This window comes from Fusicatenibacter sp., assembly GCF_977045365.1.
On sequence record NZ_CDRRUH010000035.1, the window covers coordinates 1 to 16,480 of the forward strand.

A 16,480-nucleotide genomic window follows, 5' to 3' on the forward strand; every position below is an offset into this window, starting at 1 on the left:
AGCCGGACATCCACACCGTTCGTTAATACTTTTCGTCTATACTTTGGGCACCATACTACATGGTACTTACAGGAATAGACGACATTATTGTTTGATTGATATGTTGTGTTCATATTTGTATTATACGATATTTTATTGATTAATACAACTGTTATTTTGTCCATCTTCAATTACTTGCGTAAATTCGATGGACGCGTCTTATATCCCCATAGCTGAAGCAAGGGGTTTTACGACGCATTGGATAAAATAATGATATCTCCGGCATGTGCTGCATCCCCTTTCTATTTTTTATAGTGTAACATTTTTTCTAAACATATGCTAGAAAGATCTTCTCAGCTTTTCTCCTCCAGTTCTTTCAGATAATCATAGCACAGGCCGCCGTCACAGCGGTAGAAAAATGGGTCTTTGCGAATGGTGCTTTCGCTGTTCAGGATAAAGCTGGCGAGTTCTTTTCCTGTTTCGCTGCAGAATTTCATGCGGAAGCTGTAGCCGGTATAGTTCAGAGAAAGTTTGTCTTTTTTCATTTTGGTGTTCTGGATATTTTCTACGATACAGCGAATCTCATCTGCGTCACAAATTTCAAAGCTTTCGCCGGTATTGCCGTCGAAAACGGAAATCAGTGTTACGTCGGATGAGGCGACTCCTTTTAAAAATGTCGTCGGAAGAAAATACCATACCGCCAACAGCGCTGCCGCCAGAAGGATGATTACTGCTATGATTGTGCATCGTTTTTTCTTCATAAGGATTCCTCCTCAAATTTCTAACGCACCTTTTCCCACTGCTCTTTCGTCATCTGGTTCGTATGGCCGACCCGGACTTCGTGCATCTGCGGCACTGGGACTTTCTGGCAAGTGTGGTGATAGGTAAATCCGAGTTTTTCCTGTACTCTTTTTGACTTCTGGTTGCCGTCGTAATAACCGCACCAGATGACATTCATGCCAAGATCCTCGAAGCCATGACGCAGGATTTCTTTTGCTGCTTCCGGCATATAGCCGCGGCCCCAGAATGGTTTGCCCAGCCAGTAGCCAAGCTCGCATTCATCGTCGCGGTCGGTCATATCGGTATGTCCGTTTAACCGCAGCTCGATGGAACCGATTGCTTCATCGCTTCCTTTTTCGCAGATCGCATAGCACTCTGCCCCGTTCAAAAGATTCCGGATCACATTCCGGCTTTCCTCCACTGACTGATGTGGCTGCCATCCCGCCGCCGGTCCGACTGCAGGATCTTTTGCATAATGAAACAGACTCTCGGCATCCGCGTCGGTCCATTTTCTTAAAATTAATCGTTCGGTCTCTAACATCGTTTTTCCTCCCTCATCTGCGTTCGAGCAAATATACTTTTACAGCAAACTCTTCATTCCCCGGCATTTTCCCGCTTTCTATGCCGGTCACTTCAAATCCCATGGATTCATAAAGTGCTCTCGCCGGCTCATTTCCCACCAAAGCTTCAATAGAATGGATTTCAGGAAACATCTGCATTGCATAAGCTGTCAGTCTCTTTCCTATTCCTCTTCTCATATGGGCAGGATCAATATACAGCCAGGCCAGTTCTTCCTCCGAACAGGCTACAAAGCCAACAACCTGACCATCCTCTTCCGCAACAAAAAATCCTGGATAATCAAAAAGATTTTCTCTTTCTGCCGCAATACAAAGCGGCAAAAATGCATCTTCCAATCCCGCAAGTTTCAACTCAATTTTTCTGCTTTCATCATGAATCTTCTGGATCGCATTCCAGTCAGATACTTGATAGTTTCGGATCGTAATAGACATATCTCCCTCCTTAACCCGGATTTTTCAATCTATATTTTTCAATCCCTCGTATAATTCATCAAAAGATTTCATCCCACTGCATCTGCCATATGACAAATTCTTATTTTCTCCAAATTCAAGCAGAAAACATTTTGCCATTTCTTCCACCGTCTGTTCCAGTGCGCAGAAAAATTGCTGATAAGCAAAATTACTTGCAGCGCTGCCTTCTTCGAAGGTATTCATAATAAGGGACTCTGTCACCTGGTCAAGAGGATACATCTTGAAATGCATCAGTTCATGTACGATAACTTCTTCGAGATTCTCCTGTTTGGGATTACCTGTATTCAGCAGCAGTATCGCTTTTCTGTCATCACAGTCTATTTTGAAATCTCCGGTTTTTCTCCATTCAGGATCATCAACAAATTCCAGCTTTACATCCCATGCAGGAACAATTCTCAGCTTCTTACACCATTTTTCGAACAGTTCATTTAATTTTTCTTTTTCCATTCCCCACTCATTCCTCCAGCTTTCAAATTTTTATCACATCGCACTGCTCTTCGCCAGCCGCATCGACAAATACGATTTTCTTATCGTATCTTTGATGGAATACCCTAATTTCTGAAGAATCTCTTCCAGCTCTTTCAGCGCAGCTTCCCGCTCTTCTTCTTTTTCTGCCAGGATTTCCAGCTCCAGATATTCGCCGAGGCCGGTTACGGTATCTACGCATGCGGTTATGTTTCCGTTCTGCATATACTGTCTCTGTTTTTCCACTTTCGGAACTGGCTGGAATCCAATGTTTTCCAGGATTTTTCTGCAGACTGTCGCATCTTTGACTTCCGTTTCCAGCTCTTTTCGTGTCATGGAAACGGTATCCATTTTTGCCCCTTTGTAAGTAATCGCCGCCGTCTTTTCTCCCGTATCCAGATTCTCAATACTCCGAACACGAAGCGCTTCATCTAGTCTGGCAAAATCGTGATGTTCGGCTGTGTAGTAGGTGTCTGTTTCCATAACCAGCTTTTTCTTTTCAAAACCAAGCTGCTTCAAAGAAGTCAGAATCTGTGTTTTATCCTCAATTTTTAATTTTATTTCTACCTCGACACTCATAACTGCCCTTTCTCTTCAACTACCAATCAACACTTCCTTCCCCCGAAACGCAAATCCATAATGCCGGATCCGTTCCTTTGCAATTCCTCTGGCAAGCAGTTCTGTGTCGTATTGTTTTTCCCGAATCTGATGAAGTGCATGTTCCACCGTCTGTTCCAGCGACTTTTCTTTTGATGTATTCTGAACCTTGAATTCCATTACGATCGCATCCAGATTTTCTTTCAGTGGTTCCATTACTACATCATACCGTCCAAATCCACTTTCTCTGTTGGATGTGATTCTGTATTTTCCGGCCAGATCGACAATCAGGCCAAGAACAAATCCATGATAAAATCTTTCTGGTTCGAGTTCCTCTGATGGTTTTCCGCCCGTGTCGAAACTGCTGAATGTCTGAAGTGCTACCTGATTCATAAACTGGTTCATATAATCCAGATCCCCTGCAAGCAGAGCATCTTTAAAATTGCCATACGCAGACTCTTCTTCTGTAAACCAGTCCTCTATCATCTTTTCGAACATCAGCATCGTCTCATGATTTGTCACTTTCAGATCATACTGACGCTTTCCTGTTCTGTTGTCCATTTCATACTGATCCACTTTCAGATAGCCGCTTGCAAGCATCAGGCTCCAGATGACTCCCCGTTTTCTTCCAAGCTGTTCAAAAACTACCTGCTCATCCAGTTCTGTGCAGATCACTCCGCCGTTTAATAAATCTTCCATTTCTGTCTTGATTTTTGCAGGACTCCGGCGGATCAGATTAGAAATCAGCATATTTCCGCTGGTGTCTGCCCAGTACGTTCCATATTCTCCCGTATCCAGATATTTTGTGATGGACCACGGATTGTAAATATCCTTCCGTTTTCCAAAGGAAAATCCATCATACCAGTAACGGACGGTTTCTTTTTCATCGGACACCCCATTTTCCTCTAGCGCATGAAAGACTTCCTCTTCCGTAAATCCAAACGAACCGCTGTATTTTTCTGACGTTGTTGTTACAACTTCAAGGTTATTCAGATCCGAAAAAATGGATTCTTTACTGACTCTTGTAATTCCTGTCAGAAGCCCCCGTTCCATATAGGGATTCGTTTTGAAGGTGGAATTGAACAGGCTTCTGATAAACGCGGTAAGATTTTCCAAATACCCATGAATATACGATTCCTGCAAAGGGGTATCATACTCATCCAGAAGAATAATCACTTTTTTTCCGTAATAGCGGCTCAGATAATCCGACAGATAATTAATGGCTACAGCTGCTGCATCATCCGACATATTTTCCTCAACGGAATCAAAATAGGCACGGTCTTTTTCATTCAATACTTTGCTGGATTTGACAAACTCAAAAGTGCTGTATAATTTCACCAACTTACGAATAACTGCTCTTCTTGCAGATTCATACGTGGTTGCCTTAATATCGGCAAAGCTGAGTGAAATCACTGGATACGTTCCCTGCAGTCTGCGAAATCTTTCCTCTTTCCAAATGGCAAGGTTTTCAAAATATTGACTGCATTCGGAATGATTTACAGAAAAGAAATATTCGACCATACTCATATTCAGGGTCTTGCCGAATCTTCTTGGACGGGTGATCAGGGTAACGCTGTCCTGATTGTCCCACCATTCCCTGATAAAATCCGTCTTATCAATATAAAAACAGTGATTCTTTCTGATGGATACAAAATCCTGATTTCCAATGGAAATTACTGATTTCATGAGCTCGCTTCCTTTCCTGTTTTTTTCATTCTATCACATTTTTTCTATAAAGTGATTCTCTGATTCGTTCCAATATTTTTTATACACAAAATCATCATCCGCCGTAAAATTAAGCTGATACATTCGGAAGATAACCAGGAAATCTTTAGGCTGCCATTGTTCTTCATAGGAATAGCAGTATTTCATGCCCAGTTTCTGCATGACCTTTCCGCTTCTTGGGTTATTTTGATCATGCGTTGCCGTAATATAAGGCAATCCATCTTTTTTCACCTGCTCCACTACGGCTTTGCCGGCCTCTGTGGCAATCCCTTGGTGCCAGTATTCTCTGCGGATTCCATAGCCGAAATCATGGGATTCCTCTGTCGCGACGTTCATATATCCGATCGGAACGTTATCTTCCTTCCGGCAGATGGCATACGCATAGGCCTGCGGCTGTGCATATCTGGAAGCATATCTTTCTTCAAAAAAACTCTTCGTTTCCTCCAGATTTTTCACAGGATACCAGGGCAGGAATTGATTCGCTTCTTCATCTTTTAAAATCAGAAAAAGTGCGTTCATATCCTCTTCTGTAAATTTTCTTAAAATCAGGCGTTCGGTTTCTAAAACAGGTGTGTTCCTTTTCCTGCGCCAGATCATAAAAAAATCTTTTTCTCCGGTATCATCATCCATACCTTCTCCCTCAATCGTGAAATGCTCTCTTTGGTAAAAGGAAATTGCTTTTTTATTTTTCTGATATACGCTCAAGCTGATCTGCGATTTTATTTTCTTCACGTAATCCAATAACTGTTTTCCTATCCCTTTTGACCGCATACTTTTCTTCACAAAAATTCCTTCTATGTAATCCTCATTCACCCCTATGAATCCATCTATTTGTTGTATATTTTCATTTTCAGATACATAGATTTCAGCCTGCGGAAGCATTTCCTTCACCATTTCAACATGATCCGTCCAGTATTTTTCCGGGGCGAAATTATGTACCTCTGTATTAGACGTAAGCCATATTTGCATAATGGAAGACAAATCACTGTTTTTAAAATTTCGAATCATATGACACTCTGCTCCCTTTCGATTATAACTCTGCCATTGTTATTTTCCATCGGATACCACGGTATGATAGATCTCATGAACAATACTTTCTTTATCCTGATCTGCCGTTATTCTGGTTTCCTGCAGAACAGGTGCGTAATCTTTTTCGTTCCACCATCTCCGCATGTCTTCTGCGCTGAAATCATTGCAGTTCGGCTTTGTTTTGTGACGCTTCACGGTCTCCTCAAAGGGGATGTCGAAGTAATAGGCGTATATATTTTTGCCATATAAATCTACTGCCAGTTCAAATAACGCACGATACCATTCTACATTCAGAATCCCTTCCAGAATGACAATCTCGCTGTGTTTTCTTCCATACCGCAGAAGCTCTTCCAACAGCGGCAGTGCTTTTGTATTCTCTCCGTCTTTGACTTTAAGTATGTCCCTTCGGATGACATCCTGCGAGATCAGCATCGTGTTATTTCCGAACATCTGCTGCAGTTCCTTCGCAATGGTTGTTTTTCCGCTGCCGGAATTTCCTCTTAAAACAATTAATTTATTCATCTGTAAGCAATCGTCCATTATCCATCCTCGAAATAGTAATTTTCAGCTCATCACCTGATATCTGATTCTGATATATGAGTCCTTTAAAACGGTGCAGTCTATGAGCTTCAATACTCCCAGCCGAGAGAGTTCATTTTCTGCAAGAATGGAACTTCCGTCTATTAAAGAAACAGTCTCTTTCCCGCCAATCAACACCGGAGCTACAACGATATCAATATAATCAAACAGCTTTTCCCGAAGGAACAATCCGTTCACCGTTCCGCCGCTTTGGATTGTTAATCTCTCGCATCCATACGATTCTTTTAATTCCCGAAAAGCATCTTTCAGCGACAGTTTTTCCTGAAAAATAATATGGAGATTCCTTTCCTTCACGTGACAGGCAGGATGGTTCTTATTCGATGTAATCAGCACAAATTCTTTGGATTTCCTGCAGAAATATGTTACACCATGCTCCGTTAAATGGCTGTTATCCAGTAAAACAAAGGAAACGGGACTCTTATCAGGAAAAGGCTTTTTATTGACCCCCATCTTTTCCTGCACGCGTCCTGTATTAAAAGACCAGAGATCAGTTGTCTGCTCGATCTCATAATACTGGTGCAGCCCTTCTTTCAACCCGTCTATCTTCGGGAAATCCTGATCTATATCTAAATCATCTGATGCACCGGGACTTATCTTTCCATCTACGGACATCAGCATAAACAGAGTTGTGATTGGTCTATCTATCCTATTCCTCCCCAAATTGTAATTTTATTTTATACACTTTTCGCTATCTGCAGCGCCAGAAACAGCTTGTCCAGATCGTGGTTGGCGGCAGATAATCCATCCGTTTCATAGTTTCCTTCGATCAGCACATCTCCTGAAACAAGAAAATCATAAAGTTCAAATCCATAAAAATCACAGATCGCCTGAACGCCTGCGAGTTCCATTTCCACGGCGATGCAGCCTTCTTCTTTTCGTTTTTTTACAAGATTTACCGTTTCCCGAATCATACTGTCTGTCGTCCATACCCTTCCCTGAACGTAAGGCAGATTTCTCTCCGCAAAAAATTCAGCCAGTTTGTCTGTGTTTTTTATTTTTATGTAGTCCTGCGGTTCTGCAAAATAATAGGACAGTCCTTCTCCCCGGTATGCCTCCGTCGGGAGAATAAACTTTCCATCGGTTGCTTCTTTGTCCAGACTGCCGCAGGAACCGAACATGATGAAGATGGATGCGCCTGTCAAATGGTTGACTTCGGCAATCGTCCCTGCGGCAAGAGCCGAGCCAATTGGAGTCAGGTAGAAAGCAATCGTTTCTTTCTCATATGATAAGGTCCAGACCGGTATATTCCCATTGCATGCACCTACTTCTGCAATCTGCCGGCATGGAAAATTTTCGAGTATGTATTCATATATTACTTTTGAAAAAACGACTATACATTTTTTTACCAGATGCCGCTTCTCTCCATAGAAATTCTCCATTTTTACAATCGGTTCGCTGTTGATATCATAAGAATCAATAATCATTCTGTTTCCTCCATAACCAAGTCCCCAGTATTCCTTCACAACATCAATGCCAAATTCGGCACGATGTCTGACTTTATACTTATTGCCAACTGCAGAAATTCCCGCTGTTGCAACGATCTTGTCATTTACAACAGCCAACAGCATTACTTCACGATCGCTTTCGGCTCTTGCTTGAAGAAATTCACTCTCACTCTTTGTATCAAAACAATGTTCTTCCGGATAGGAAAGCAAAATTTCGTATTACGCAGTCCTGTCCATTTTTCAAAATTATGTTTTCTTTATATTCCATTTTACTGTCCCTTTATCCTCATATTTTTATACTATTCTCAGAATAATTCTTTTTTAACCAAAATATACTCGCTGGTCCGCAGCACTTCCGCAAAACCACATTTCAGGAATAACAAAACGGACGAATTATCAACCGCAATATCGTCATAGAGTTCTTTTACACCATTCTCTTTTGCCGCTTCGCATAAAAGCAAAAGTCCCTCACGACCATATCCCTTTCCACGATACGGAGCATAAACAACAACATCCGCGATGTAAATCTGTCTTTCTGCATCAAAATAATATGCGGTTTCTCCAATATAAGAGTTATTCTCCTTGATATATCTATAAAAACGTTGGCCATTGGAGTTTGTGATCCATCTGTCATACCAGTCTGTCCAGCATTCTTCAGGAAATGCGATGGTTCCTCCGCTGGCATGGTTGTAAGACATCGTCTGCTCATCGCTCATCATTCTTTTCCTAAACCACAAGTCATTCACATCCGGCTTATACAATTCAAACATTTCTTCACCTCTTCCGTCATATACAAATACTTTTATATCTGTATTTACAAATCCAGCAGATAAAGTATGCTGTCCCTGTCAGGATACGTATACTCTTTTATCTCTGTAAACTGAAATTGAAATATGTGTGATTGCTCTTAATCCGTGGTAATCGGCAATCCATTCATTGCCATTTGCGCCAAATTCGCAAACCTCAAATCGTATATTAGCATATTGATCTTTCGTTTTTATTTTTACGAACATGCTCCCTTATTTTTCATACTTTTCAATCCGGCATTCATGTTCTTTTGTTTTTTCATTGTAGTTAATTCCCACCAGCAAAAGCTCTCCTGCATAGCATGCAACAGACTCCGGATATTTTCTGTCTCTGATCTGATCCAATGCTGCTCTGACGCTTTTGTCCCATTTCAGTTCCACAACAAGCGCCGGGTAATAATTCTGAAACTCCGGCTTTGGAATAAACACAAAGTCTGCAAATCCACGACCCGCGGGAAATTCGCGGATTGGTTTGAAATAGTATTGCATGGAACTCAAATAGGCAATGGACAGAACACTGCTGAGTGAGTTTTCATTGTTATACTGAATCACAGAAGTATATTCCCTGTGAATTTTTTCAATTTCTTTCGCTACTGCATTTCCATTCATCTGAAGGGTATCTTTCAAAAGCTGCTCTGATTCTTTTTGAAACGCACTCAGCTCATTCCACTTTTTCCTCTTCGTCGCCAAAATTAATTCCTGACGAATTTCCTCGTTCGGAATGAAAGCAGTCTTAAATGTCCGGTCATAGGCCAGATAGCCAAGGTGAATCAGATACGTCAGCACATCGTCTTTATTGGCGAAGCTGACGGTATCGTTCTGAAAAGAGGTAACATCAACCGGAACATAATCTCCTGAAAGCATTTCGATTACGGCACTTTTCAGGCCATCAAAATCCATATTGATCAGCGGAACAATCGCCTCATAGGATGCGGTTCCGGACCAGTAGCTCTGGAATTCGCCTTCGAGCATCAGGTTCACAATGGCATTTGGATTGTATACATGATATTTTCCAATCTGATAACCGTCGTACCATCGTTTGACTTCTTCAAACTTCTGACCATATACTTCACATAGTTTTTGAACTTCTGTTTCTGTAAAACCCACATATGGTGCAATAGGCCCGGCATGCAGCATCGAATAATCTTTGAAATTGTTCAGCGCCGACTGTGTCTTTTCTTTTTTTACAGGCAAAATACCTGTCAGATATGCCAGTTGAATATATTTTGTCGGCTCCGTCCCTTTGAACATCGCCCGCAGAAAATTGATATATTCTTCCTGTATTTTGAGATCCGCCGCCTCGTCACGAATCAGAACATCCCATTCGTCTATAATCACAATAAATTTTGTCCCGGATGCCGCGTTGATCCGCGACAGCGCCTCCGGCAGTGACCGGATTTCTTCTGGAAGTATATGGGGATAATATTCTTTTAACTCCGAAATCGTTTTTTCTGAGATATAAGAAACAATCTGCTCCGGGCCACCTGCCGGTTCCATACACCATTGGATATCCCAGTGGAGCACATCATACTGATTCAGATGTTTTTCAAAATCCTTTGCCCTGCTGATTTCCAGCCCGGAAAACATTTCTTTCGAACTGCAGCCCTTGCTGTAATACGCGGTGAGCATGTTTGCCGTAATTGATTTTCCAAACCGCCGCGGGCGGCTGTTGCAGATATATCCCTGCAGAGTGTTCATGACTTTATTCGTATAAGTCAGCAGTCCTGTTTTATCAACATAAATCTCAGAATTTAATGCAACCGCAAATGCTTCATTTCCCGGATTCAGATAACTTCCCATGCAAATCCCTCCCGTCAACATTTTATATGACTCATTATACTTGATCCCTCTGACTATCACAAGGACAGGATTTTCCCGCGCAGCTTCCGGTTTTTCACTTTCATCCTCCTGTGAGAATCCCATACAATTCCGGTCTTCTGTTTTTCAGTCCGCATTTTTCCCGGTTTCTGTATTCCCGCAGCAGGTCCACGTCCAGTTCTGCCAGAAATATGCCTTCTTCCTCTCCGGTTTCACACACGAGCATATCACGGGGAGCGCCTGTTTCTGTGTGATAGATTACGCCGTCAAACAGCGTGGAATGGCCATTGCAGCCGCGGTGCGATGCAGGATAATTGCAGGTTGCAATCGCGATCTGATTCTCGTATGTGCGGCCGCGGAGCTGGGATAAGCGGTTGATTTCCATCGGGCAGGCATTGGGGACGAGGAGGAGTTCGGCGCCTTTCATCATCAGCACTCTGGCGGATTCCGGAAATTCTCTGTCGTAGCAGATCATGGAACCGACGTTTATTCTGCCTTTGGCGGTATCCAGCTCCACAACGCAGAAGTCATCTCCGGCATCCAGAACGCCCTCATCGTCGTCCTCGCCGAAATTGCAGATATGTACTTTCGAATAGCGATACATCCGTTCTCCATAGCGGTCGAACAGGCAGACTGTATTTCGCGGTTTCGGCTCATGCTTTTCCAGCAGCGTTACCGCGATCGCCAGATTCAGTTCCGCGGCAAGTGCAGAAAATCGCTTTACATATTCACTGTCTAAAGAAGCAGAGTTCTGCTCCAGCCATTTCTTATCATGAGGAAAAACATATCCCGTGCTCCACATTTCAGGAAACAACGCGATATCCGCACCCTTCTCTTTCGCTTCCCGGCACGCTTTTACTCCTTTTTCCATATTATCTTCGATACTTCCAGCAGGCTGCAACTGTAAAAAGGCTATTTTTAATTTCATACATTATTCTCCCCTTATGTCACGTATAACATATTTTCCTCTATTTATGTCATTCATAACATAATTTTATGTTCCAACGGCATTCATACCTCTACCACCGCTTCATGTTCTTCTCAAATTTCTCCGTATACGCCGCCTTTAATTCCTCCGCCGTAATTCCATAGCAGAGCATGACGTCGTTGTAATACATCAGAACATCCGCCATTTCCTCCACGAGGTGTTTTCTCAGATCTTCTTTCTCTACCGCATCTGCCGCCCCGTTCTTTTTCACGATATCGATCACTTCGCCGACTTCCCCAATCATCCAAAGCAATTTATTCTGTCCTGTTGCCGGGCAGATGGGTTCCCATTTTTGTTTGTATTTTTCCTGCAGCGCTTTCTGCATTTCCTGCATCTCGTTCATGCCAAAATCAGACATGCTGTTCTCCTCCATACTCGTAAATAATCATTTGAAAACATTATACCCTATAAATGCTTCGATGGTAAACTTTCATTTTGCCACATAAAAAATACGCGCCGCATTTCTCATCAAAATCATGAGTATGCGGCGCGCAGTTTTTATTTCGTTTTTTTCTTTTCTCTTTTCATAAAAAGACAGACGCATAAAGCAGCAAATGCAACTGTTGCAACGATCAGTACCGGCCATACCGGCAGTGGACAGACGCTTGCGCTGATCAGTTTCAGCCCCTGATAGAGTGTGTATACACCGAAGATCGAGAAGATCACAAACGCCAGTGTATTCAACAGCCCATCCGGTGTCTTGCTCTTTAAGAGGTAGCCGACCAGCATTCCGAGAATATCCGCTGCGAAAAGTCCGAGGGAGCATCCGATCCATACAACGAATGCGGATCCCATCCCTTCATTTGCACCAAAGGTGATGGCGGTAAGCTGTGTTTTGTCTCCGAGCTCTGCTACGAAGAACGTACAGAACACGGCAAGCGGCGCGAACTGAATTTTTGATTTCCCGTTTCCTTCCTCTTCTTCGTCATCATCACCGGCAAGAGTTGATGCGGCAAAATAAAGGAATGCAAGTGCTGCAATTGTCTTAATCAGCCAGGCCGGAATAAATTCGCTGACAAGTCCGCCTGCAAGAACAGCCATTCCATTCAGTACCAGAATCGCGGCTGCGGTTCCCAGGATAATGTCTTTCAGCTTGTACTTCGAAGTAAGCGCAATCAGCATGAGCTGCGTCTTATCGCCCATCTCTGCGATGAACTCGGTAAGAAACACCTTTAGAAATAACACCATTTTCTATTCCCCTTATCTTACAATGATATAAATGGCATATGCAGCATAAAATGCGACCATACAGAAACCTTCGACTCTTCCGATTTTCTTTTTGGTTCCTGCAAAAATCCATACACATACCGTGAATACGATCAATACACACAAATCAATTATATTTTCCGTAATGATGGCCATCGGGCTGATTGCGGATGCAATACCAAGTACCATAAGAATGTTGAAGATATTGGAACCGATCGCATTGCCAAGTGCCATATCAACTTCATTCTTTCTGGCAGCAACGATAGAAGTTACGAGTTCCGGAAGAGATGTTCCGATGGAAACAATGGTCAGTCCGATCAGCGTCTGGCTCATTCCGAGATCGCCCGCGATTCTCGCTGCGGCATCTACGGTCACATCTCCGCCGACTGCAATGGCGACTGCTCCACCAACGATGAACAGGATACTCTTCGGAACGGAAAGCAGCTTGATATCCTCATCGGAACCGCCTTCAATTTCGACTTTTTTTCCTTCCCTGTTTGCCTTTAACGCAATCCGAACCATGTAGACAATATAGCCTGCGAAAAAACCAATTAAGATCACACCGTCCAGGTGACCAAGCATCATCCCTGATTTGTCTCCAATTCCGATGATTCCCAAAAGCATCAGAAGTCCGGCGCAGATCAGGGACAGCGGGATGTCTCTTTTGATGGTTTCTTTTGCAACTTCTACGGTGGTCAGTACGGCACAGACACCGATGACAACCATCAGGTTAAAGATATTGGAACCGATGACATTGCTGACCGCAAGCTCGTTGTTGCCGGTGAGCGAAGCCGATACACTGACCGCGGTCTCCGGAAGCGATGTTCCCATGGCAACAATGGTCAGTCCGATGATGATCGACGGAACGTGCAGTCTCTTTGCTGCGCTTGAGCTTCCTTCTACGAAAAAGTCCGCACCTTTGATCAGCAGGACAAAACCGATGACGAGACAGACAAGCACAAGAGCAAACGGGGCGTTGTTGATGAAATTTTCCATGTTTTCCTCCTTTGTTTTCCAAGCATCTATTCCAGAATAGTATCGTTAGCAGAAGCAGGTTTTACTCATTACCCGCAAAAAAAGACTCATGTATATCAAAGAACATCCGATATGCGATACACCGGTGATTCATCGATATACATGAGTCTCATTATTTAAGATTTGCCAGATTATACTCTTTCCTTATAATCAGAATGTTGACAAATCACACATTCGTGCTAACTACTCCCTCATGGAATATTACATTACTTGATAAATACTATCAAATGTATTCGGGGTTGTCAACAAAATTTGATTTTTTTATCCGAAAAATTTCAGCCCCGCTTACTTCTGTTTTCGTACTTTCTTTATGGTGTCATTGCATACGATGCCATCCTCTGCAATCGTTGATTTCCGGATAAGTATGCTTTGATTCCTTCTGCTTCGTTCCTATTCTAGCGATATACTACTTCGAATTCTTCCAGCACGCAGTCTCCCTTTTCGTCAAATTCAAGTCCTGCCGCCTCGTAGTCAGGAGTAAACGCACGTCGATGTACTTCTCTCCACGTCTGCAGGCTTCGATCATCCTCTCCCTCTTTATAGGCATGCTCCGCACTGACCTGATCGAAAGGCACAACAGATACTTTTGTGTTTCGAATCACGCAGGCTGCTTCATCATTGTCAAAAAGTATCACGCTATAATCCCCGACGCCCGGCAATGCTTCGTTTTCCGTCTCATAAGCAATTTTGGCACTCGCAGTTGCCGTTTTCACGCCATCGCACACTAGCTTTGCCAGTTCATCAGCCAACCCATCTCCATCGTAGAAATTCCAGATCTCGTGTTCTGTATTCTCGTCTATCTTCGCAGCATGGCAAAATGCCTGCCACATTTCGTTTCCAGTCATAAGGTTCCTCCTGTTTAAATTTTGATTTATTTTTCGCAGAAAATTCTATTGCTAATTAACCAGTTTATTGTGGATAATTCGCTTTATCAATAACGGACGCACTTTCACTTGCTTCCATCTCTTCGAGTTCCAGTTCCGTTTCCATCATGCGTTCCAGCAGGGATTCCTGTGTCTGATTTTCTTCGTCTATTTTCGTCTGAAGCTCCATCAGCCGTTCGTAATTTGCGGAAAGTTCCGGGTCCATCATTTCCAGTTGGAGTTCTGACATTCTGCTCTCACTCTCCGCGAGCTGCTCCTCGTATTTTTCGAGCTGCCGTTTTAAGCGGGACAGAATTTTTCCCGGGTTATAATATTTCTTTTTGTCAAACACATCATCCAGAGTCGGAACGTCGGCCGGTTTTCGTACAGTTCCTCCCGCATTTCCCGTTTCTCTGCCCGGCATCTGCCGTTTGATTTCTTCGAGATACTTTGCATAATTCATTCCGTAAAATTGTACGTCGCTCCCGCCGAACTCCAGAATACCGGTTGCCACCTGGTTGATGAAATAACGGTCGTGCGATACGAACAGAACGGTTCCCTCGTAGCTGGTCAGCATTTTTTCCAGCGCTTCTTTTCCCGCCAGATCCATGTGATTCGTCGGCTCGTCCAGGATCAGGAAATTCGGTTTTGTATAGAAAATCCGGCAGAGCTCCAGCCGCACTTTTTCACCACCGGAGAGCTGCCCCATTTTCTTTTCGACATCCTCACCGGAAAACAGAAAGGCTCCCAGTGCGCTTCGGACATCGTTGCGAAGCAGGTTCGGATAAAGACTCCAGAAATAGTCGAGCACCGTCTGCTCCGGGTCGAATTTCTGGTTGACTGCTTTGTGCTGATCGAAGTAGGCAAAATCCACGCGGTTTCCAAATTGATAACTTCCGCCCAGCGGATTGATTTCACCCACAACGGTTTTCAGAAGCGTCGATTTTCCTTTTCCGTTTTCTCCGATGATCGCAATCCGTTCTGCTTTTTTGATGACGGCCGAAACCTCGCTCAGAACGGTATCGTATCCGATTTTCAGTTTCTTCATCGTGAGCACATCCGTATAGCTTTCGCGTGCCGGATGGAATAAGGCGTGGAATGTCCTCGTATCAAACCGCCGCGGTTTTTCAATTTTTACCATATGCTCGATCGCCATTCGTTTCGAACGGGTTGCCGCAACTTTTGTCGGTGTGTTTTTCCATTTCTCAATCCACACCGTCAGACGCTCAATTTCCTTCTGCTGTGCCTCATAGTCTTTTTCCTGCTTGATCTGCGCTTCTTCTTTTAATTTCACAAACGCAGAATAATTTCCCGGATACCGTTTGATGTCGCCGTATTCGATTTCATACGTCACATTGATCACGCGGTCCAGAAACATTCGGTCATGCGATACGATGACTACAGCGTTTTCATAGCTCTTCAGATAATTTTCCAGCCATTCCACCGCCGCGATGTCAAGGTGGTTGGTCGGCTCGTCGAGAAGCAGGATGTCGGGGCGCTGTAAAAGAAGCTGCATCAGCGCGATTTTCGTCTGCTGTCCGCCGGAAAATTCCCCGATCGGCTTTTCCAGATCTTCCAGCGCGAAGCCGAATTTCTGAAACATCGTTTCCATATCCTGTTTCCAGCTGTATCCGTGGAGACTCTCCATTCTCCGCTCCAGATAGTCGTATTCTCCCAGCAGTTTTTTGTGATCTTCTGCCTCGGCAAGCAGCTTTTCAATTTCCTTTTTTCGTTTTTCACATGCAAAAACTTCCGAAAAAGCCTTCTCCAGCTCCTCTTTTACCGGCACATCTCCATCGGTAAAATTAATCTGGCGCAGAAAACCGATGTTCTGTTTTCCGCTCATCGTAATCCCGCAGGTCTCGTCGCTGTCCGGATTACTCATCTCAATATCCCCGGCAATCAGCCGCAGCAGCGTCGTTTTTCCGCAGCCGTTTCTGCCGACAATTGCAATTTTTTCCGTGTCGTGAATTTCGAAATTCACACTGTTTAAAATCGTATCCGCGCCAAACTGTACTTTTGCATTTCTGATCTGATATCTCATGTTTTATACCTTTTCTGTTGTTTCAACTCACTTCTTGTCTACTGATGTTAA

The 16,480-nt window shown here is 43.5% G+C and carries 19 protein-coding genes; all 19 read right to left on the reverse strand.

The window, feature by feature from the left end:
• Positions 1 to 113 (reverse strand): transposase (locus tag ACY2VW_RS08830; RefSeq protein ID WP_461877835.1); only part of this gene is annotated, 113 nt, incomplete at its 3' end.
• 219 nt (positions 114 to 332) lie between these two features.
• A complete protein-coding gene (locus tag ACY2VW_RS08835; protein WP_461874292.1) occupies positions 333 to 740 on the reverse strand; it encodes a hypothetical protein in 408 nt (135 codons plus the stop codon).
• A 20-nt stretch (positions 741 to 760) separates the two neighbouring features.
• Positions 761 to 1,300: a GNAT family N-acetyltransferase gene (locus tag ACY2VW_RS08840; RefSeq protein WP_461874291.1), complete on the reverse strand. Its 540-nt coding sequence runs from the start codon at positions 1,298 to 1,300 to the stop codon at positions 761 to 763.
• Between the two features lie 13 nt (positions 1,301 to 1,313).
• Positions 1,314 to 1,769 carry a GNAT family N-acetyltransferase gene (locus ACY2VW_RS08845; protein ID WP_461877812.1) on the reverse strand — a complete coding sequence of 152 codons (456 nt, stop codon included), beginning with the start codon at positions 1,767 to 1,769 and terminating at the stop codon, positions 1,314 to 1,316.
• A 24-nt stretch (positions 1,770 to 1,793) separates the two neighbouring features.
• A complete protein-coding gene (locus ACY2VW_RS08850; protein WP_461877813.1) occupies positions 1,794 to 2,255 on the reverse strand; it encodes a hypothetical protein in 462 nt (153 codons plus the stop codon).
• Positions 2,256 to 2,288: 33 nt separating this feature from the next.
• Positions 2,289 to 2,852: a class IV adenylate cyclase gene (gene cyaB / locus ACY2VW_RS08855; protein ID WP_461877814.1), complete on the reverse strand. Its 564-nt coding sequence runs from the start codon at positions 2,850 to 2,852 to the stop codon at positions 2,289 to 2,291.
• Between the two features lie 15 nt (positions 2,853 to 2,867).
• Positions 2,868 to 4,556 carry an AAA family ATPase gene (locus ACY2VW_RS08860; protein WP_461877815.1) on the reverse strand — a complete coding sequence of 563 codons (1,689 nt, stop codon included), beginning with the start codon at positions 4,554 to 4,556 and terminating at the stop codon, positions 2,868 to 2,870.
• A gap of 33 nt (positions 4,557 to 4,589) precedes the next feature.
• A complete protein-coding gene (locus ACY2VW_RS08865) occupies positions 4,590 to 5,603 on the reverse strand; it encodes a GNAT family N-acetyltransferase (protein ID WP_461877816.1) in 1,014 nt (337 codons plus the stop codon).
• A gap of 39 nt (positions 5,604 to 5,642) precedes the next feature.
• The gene (locus ACY2VW_RS08870) at positions 5,643 to 6,146 is read right to left on the reverse strand and encodes a kinase (RefSeq protein WP_461874284.1); all 504 of its coding nucleotides are present in this window, start codon (positions 6,144 to 6,146) and stop codon (positions 5,643 to 5,645) included.
• 42 nt (positions 6,147 to 6,188) lie between these two features.
• Entirely contained in the window at positions 6,189 to 6,869 is a 681-nt protein-coding gene (locus ACY2VW_RS08875) for a dihydrofolate reductase family protein (RefSeq protein ID WP_461877836.1), read from the reverse strand.
• Positions 6,870 to 6,898: 29 nt separating this feature from the next.
• Positions 6,899 to 7,879 carry a nucleoside phosphorylase gene (locus ACY2VW_RS08880; protein ID WP_461877817.1) on the reverse strand — a complete coding sequence of 327 codons (981 nt, stop codon included), beginning with the start codon at positions 7,877 to 7,879 and terminating at the stop codon, positions 6,899 to 6,901.
• A 95-nt stretch (positions 7,880 to 7,974) separates the two neighbouring features.
• Positions 7,975 to 8,439, reverse strand: a complete 465-nt coding sequence (locus ACY2VW_RS08885) for a GNAT family N-acetyltransferase (protein WP_461877818.1) — start codon at positions 8,437 to 8,439, stop codon at positions 7,975 to 7,977.
• A 249-nt stretch (positions 8,440 to 8,688) separates the two neighbouring features.
• The gene (locus ACY2VW_RS08890; protein WP_461877819.1) at positions 8,689 to 10,275 is read right to left on the reverse strand and encodes an AAA family ATPase; all 1,587 of its coding nucleotides are present in this window, start codon (positions 10,273 to 10,275) and stop codon (positions 8,689 to 8,691) included.
• Positions 10,276 to 10,375: 100 nt separating this feature from the next.
• Positions 10,376 to 11,221 (reverse strand): carbon-nitrogen hydrolase family protein, encoded by an 846-nt coding sequence (locus tag ACY2VW_RS08895; protein WP_461877820.1) that lies wholly within the window; start codon positions 11,219 to 11,221, stop codon positions 10,376 to 10,378.
• Between the two features lie 91 nt (positions 11,222 to 11,312).
• On the reverse strand, positions 11,313 to 11,639 hold the full coding sequence (locus ACY2VW_RS08900; RefSeq protein ID WP_118750360.1) for a MazG nucleotide pyrophosphohydrolase domain-containing protein: 327 nt from the start codon (positions 11,637 to 11,639) through the stop codon (positions 11,313 to 11,315).
• Between the two features lie 140 nt (positions 11,640 to 11,779).
• Entirely contained in the window at positions 11,780 to 12,469 is a 690-nt protein-coding gene (locus ACY2VW_RS08905; RefSeq protein WP_461877821.1) for a TMEM165/GDT1 family protein, read from the reverse strand.
• A 12-nt stretch (positions 12,470 to 12,481) separates the two neighbouring features.
• Positions 12,482 to 13,483, reverse strand: coding sequence for a calcium/sodium antiporter (locus tag ACY2VW_RS08910; RefSeq protein ID WP_461877822.1), 1,002 nt, complete (start codon positions 13,481 to 13,483; stop codon positions 12,482 to 12,484).
• A gap of 434 nt (positions 13,484 to 13,917) precedes the next feature.
• Positions 13,918 to 14,367 (reverse strand): ASCH domain-containing protein, encoded by a 450-nt coding sequence (locus tag ACY2VW_RS08915; RefSeq protein ID WP_461877823.1) that lies wholly within the window; start codon positions 14,365 to 14,367, stop codon positions 13,918 to 13,920.
• Between the two features lie 64 nt (positions 14,368 to 14,431).
• Complete coding sequence (locus ACY2VW_RS08920; protein WP_461877824.1) at positions 14,432 to 16,429, reverse strand: ABC-F family ATP-binding cassette domain-containing protein; 1,998 nt, start codon at positions 16,427 to 16,429, stop codon at positions 14,432 to 14,434.
• Positions 16,430 to 16,480: the final 51 nt, after the last annotated feature.

Bases quoted from the DNA above. Each gene is read 5' to 3' on its own strand.
- ACY2VW_RS08835 (WP_461874292.1), bottom strand. From the start codon at position 740: ATGAAGAAAAAACGATGCACAATCATAGCAGTAATCATCCTTCTGGCG.
- ACY2VW_RS08840 (WP_461874291.1), bottom strand. From the start codon at position 1,300: ATGTTAGAGACCGAACGATTAATTTTAAGAAAATGGACCGACGCGGAT.
- ACY2VW_RS08845 (WP_461877812.1), bottom strand. From the start codon at position 1,769: ATGTCTATTACGATCCGAAACTATCAAGTATCTGACTGGAATGCGATC.
- ACY2VW_RS08850 (WP_461877813.1), bottom strand. From the start codon at position 2,255: ATGGAAAAAGAAAAATTAAATGAACTGTTCGAAAAATGGTGTAAGAAG.
- cyaB (WP_461877814.1), bottom strand. From the start codon at position 2,852: ATGAGTGTCGAGGTAGAAATAAAATTAAAAATTGAGGATAAAACACAG.
- ACY2VW_RS08860 (WP_461877815.1), bottom strand. From the start codon at position 4,556: ATGAAATCAGTAATTTCCATTGGAAATCAGGATTTTGTATCCATCAGA.
- ACY2VW_RS08865 (WP_461877816.1), bottom strand. From the start codon at position 5,603: ATGATTCGAAATTTTAAAAACAGTGATTTGTCTTCCATTATGCAAATA.
- ACY2VW_RS08870 (WP_461874284.1), bottom strand. From the start codon at position 6,146: ATGAATAAATTAATTGTTTTAAGAGGAAATTCCGGCAGCGGAAAAACA.
- ACY2VW_RS08885 (WP_461877818.1), bottom strand. From the start codon at position 8,439: ATGTTTGAATTGTATAAGCCGGATGTGAATGACTTGTGGTTTAGGAAA.
- ACY2VW_RS08890 (WP_461877819.1), bottom strand. From the start codon at position 10,275: ATGGGAAGTTATCTGAATCCGGGAAATGAAGCATTTGCGGTTGCATTA.
- ACY2VW_RS08895 (WP_461877820.1), bottom strand. From the start codon at position 11,221: ATGAAATTAAAAATAGCCTTTTTACAGTTGCAGCCTGCTGGAAGTATC.
- ACY2VW_RS08900 (WP_118750360.1), bottom strand. From the start codon at position 11,639: ATGTCTGATTTTGGCATGAACGAGATGCAGGAAATGCAGAAAGCGCTG.
- ACY2VW_RS08905 (WP_461877821.1), bottom strand. From the start codon at position 12,469: ATGGTGTTATTTCTAAAGGTGTTTCTTACCGAGTTCATCGCAGAGATG.
- ACY2VW_RS08910 (WP_461877822.1), bottom strand. From the start codon at position 13,483: ATGGAAAATTTCATCAACAACGCCCCGTTTGCTCTTGTGCTTGTCTGT.
- ACY2VW_RS08915 (WP_461877823.1), bottom strand. From the start codon at position 14,367: ATGACTGGAAACGAAATGTGGCAGGCATTTTGCCATGCTGCGAAGATA.
- ACY2VW_RS08920 (WP_461877824.1), bottom strand. From the start codon at position 16,429: ATGAGATATCAGATCAGAAATGCAAAAGTACAGTTTGGCGCGGATACG.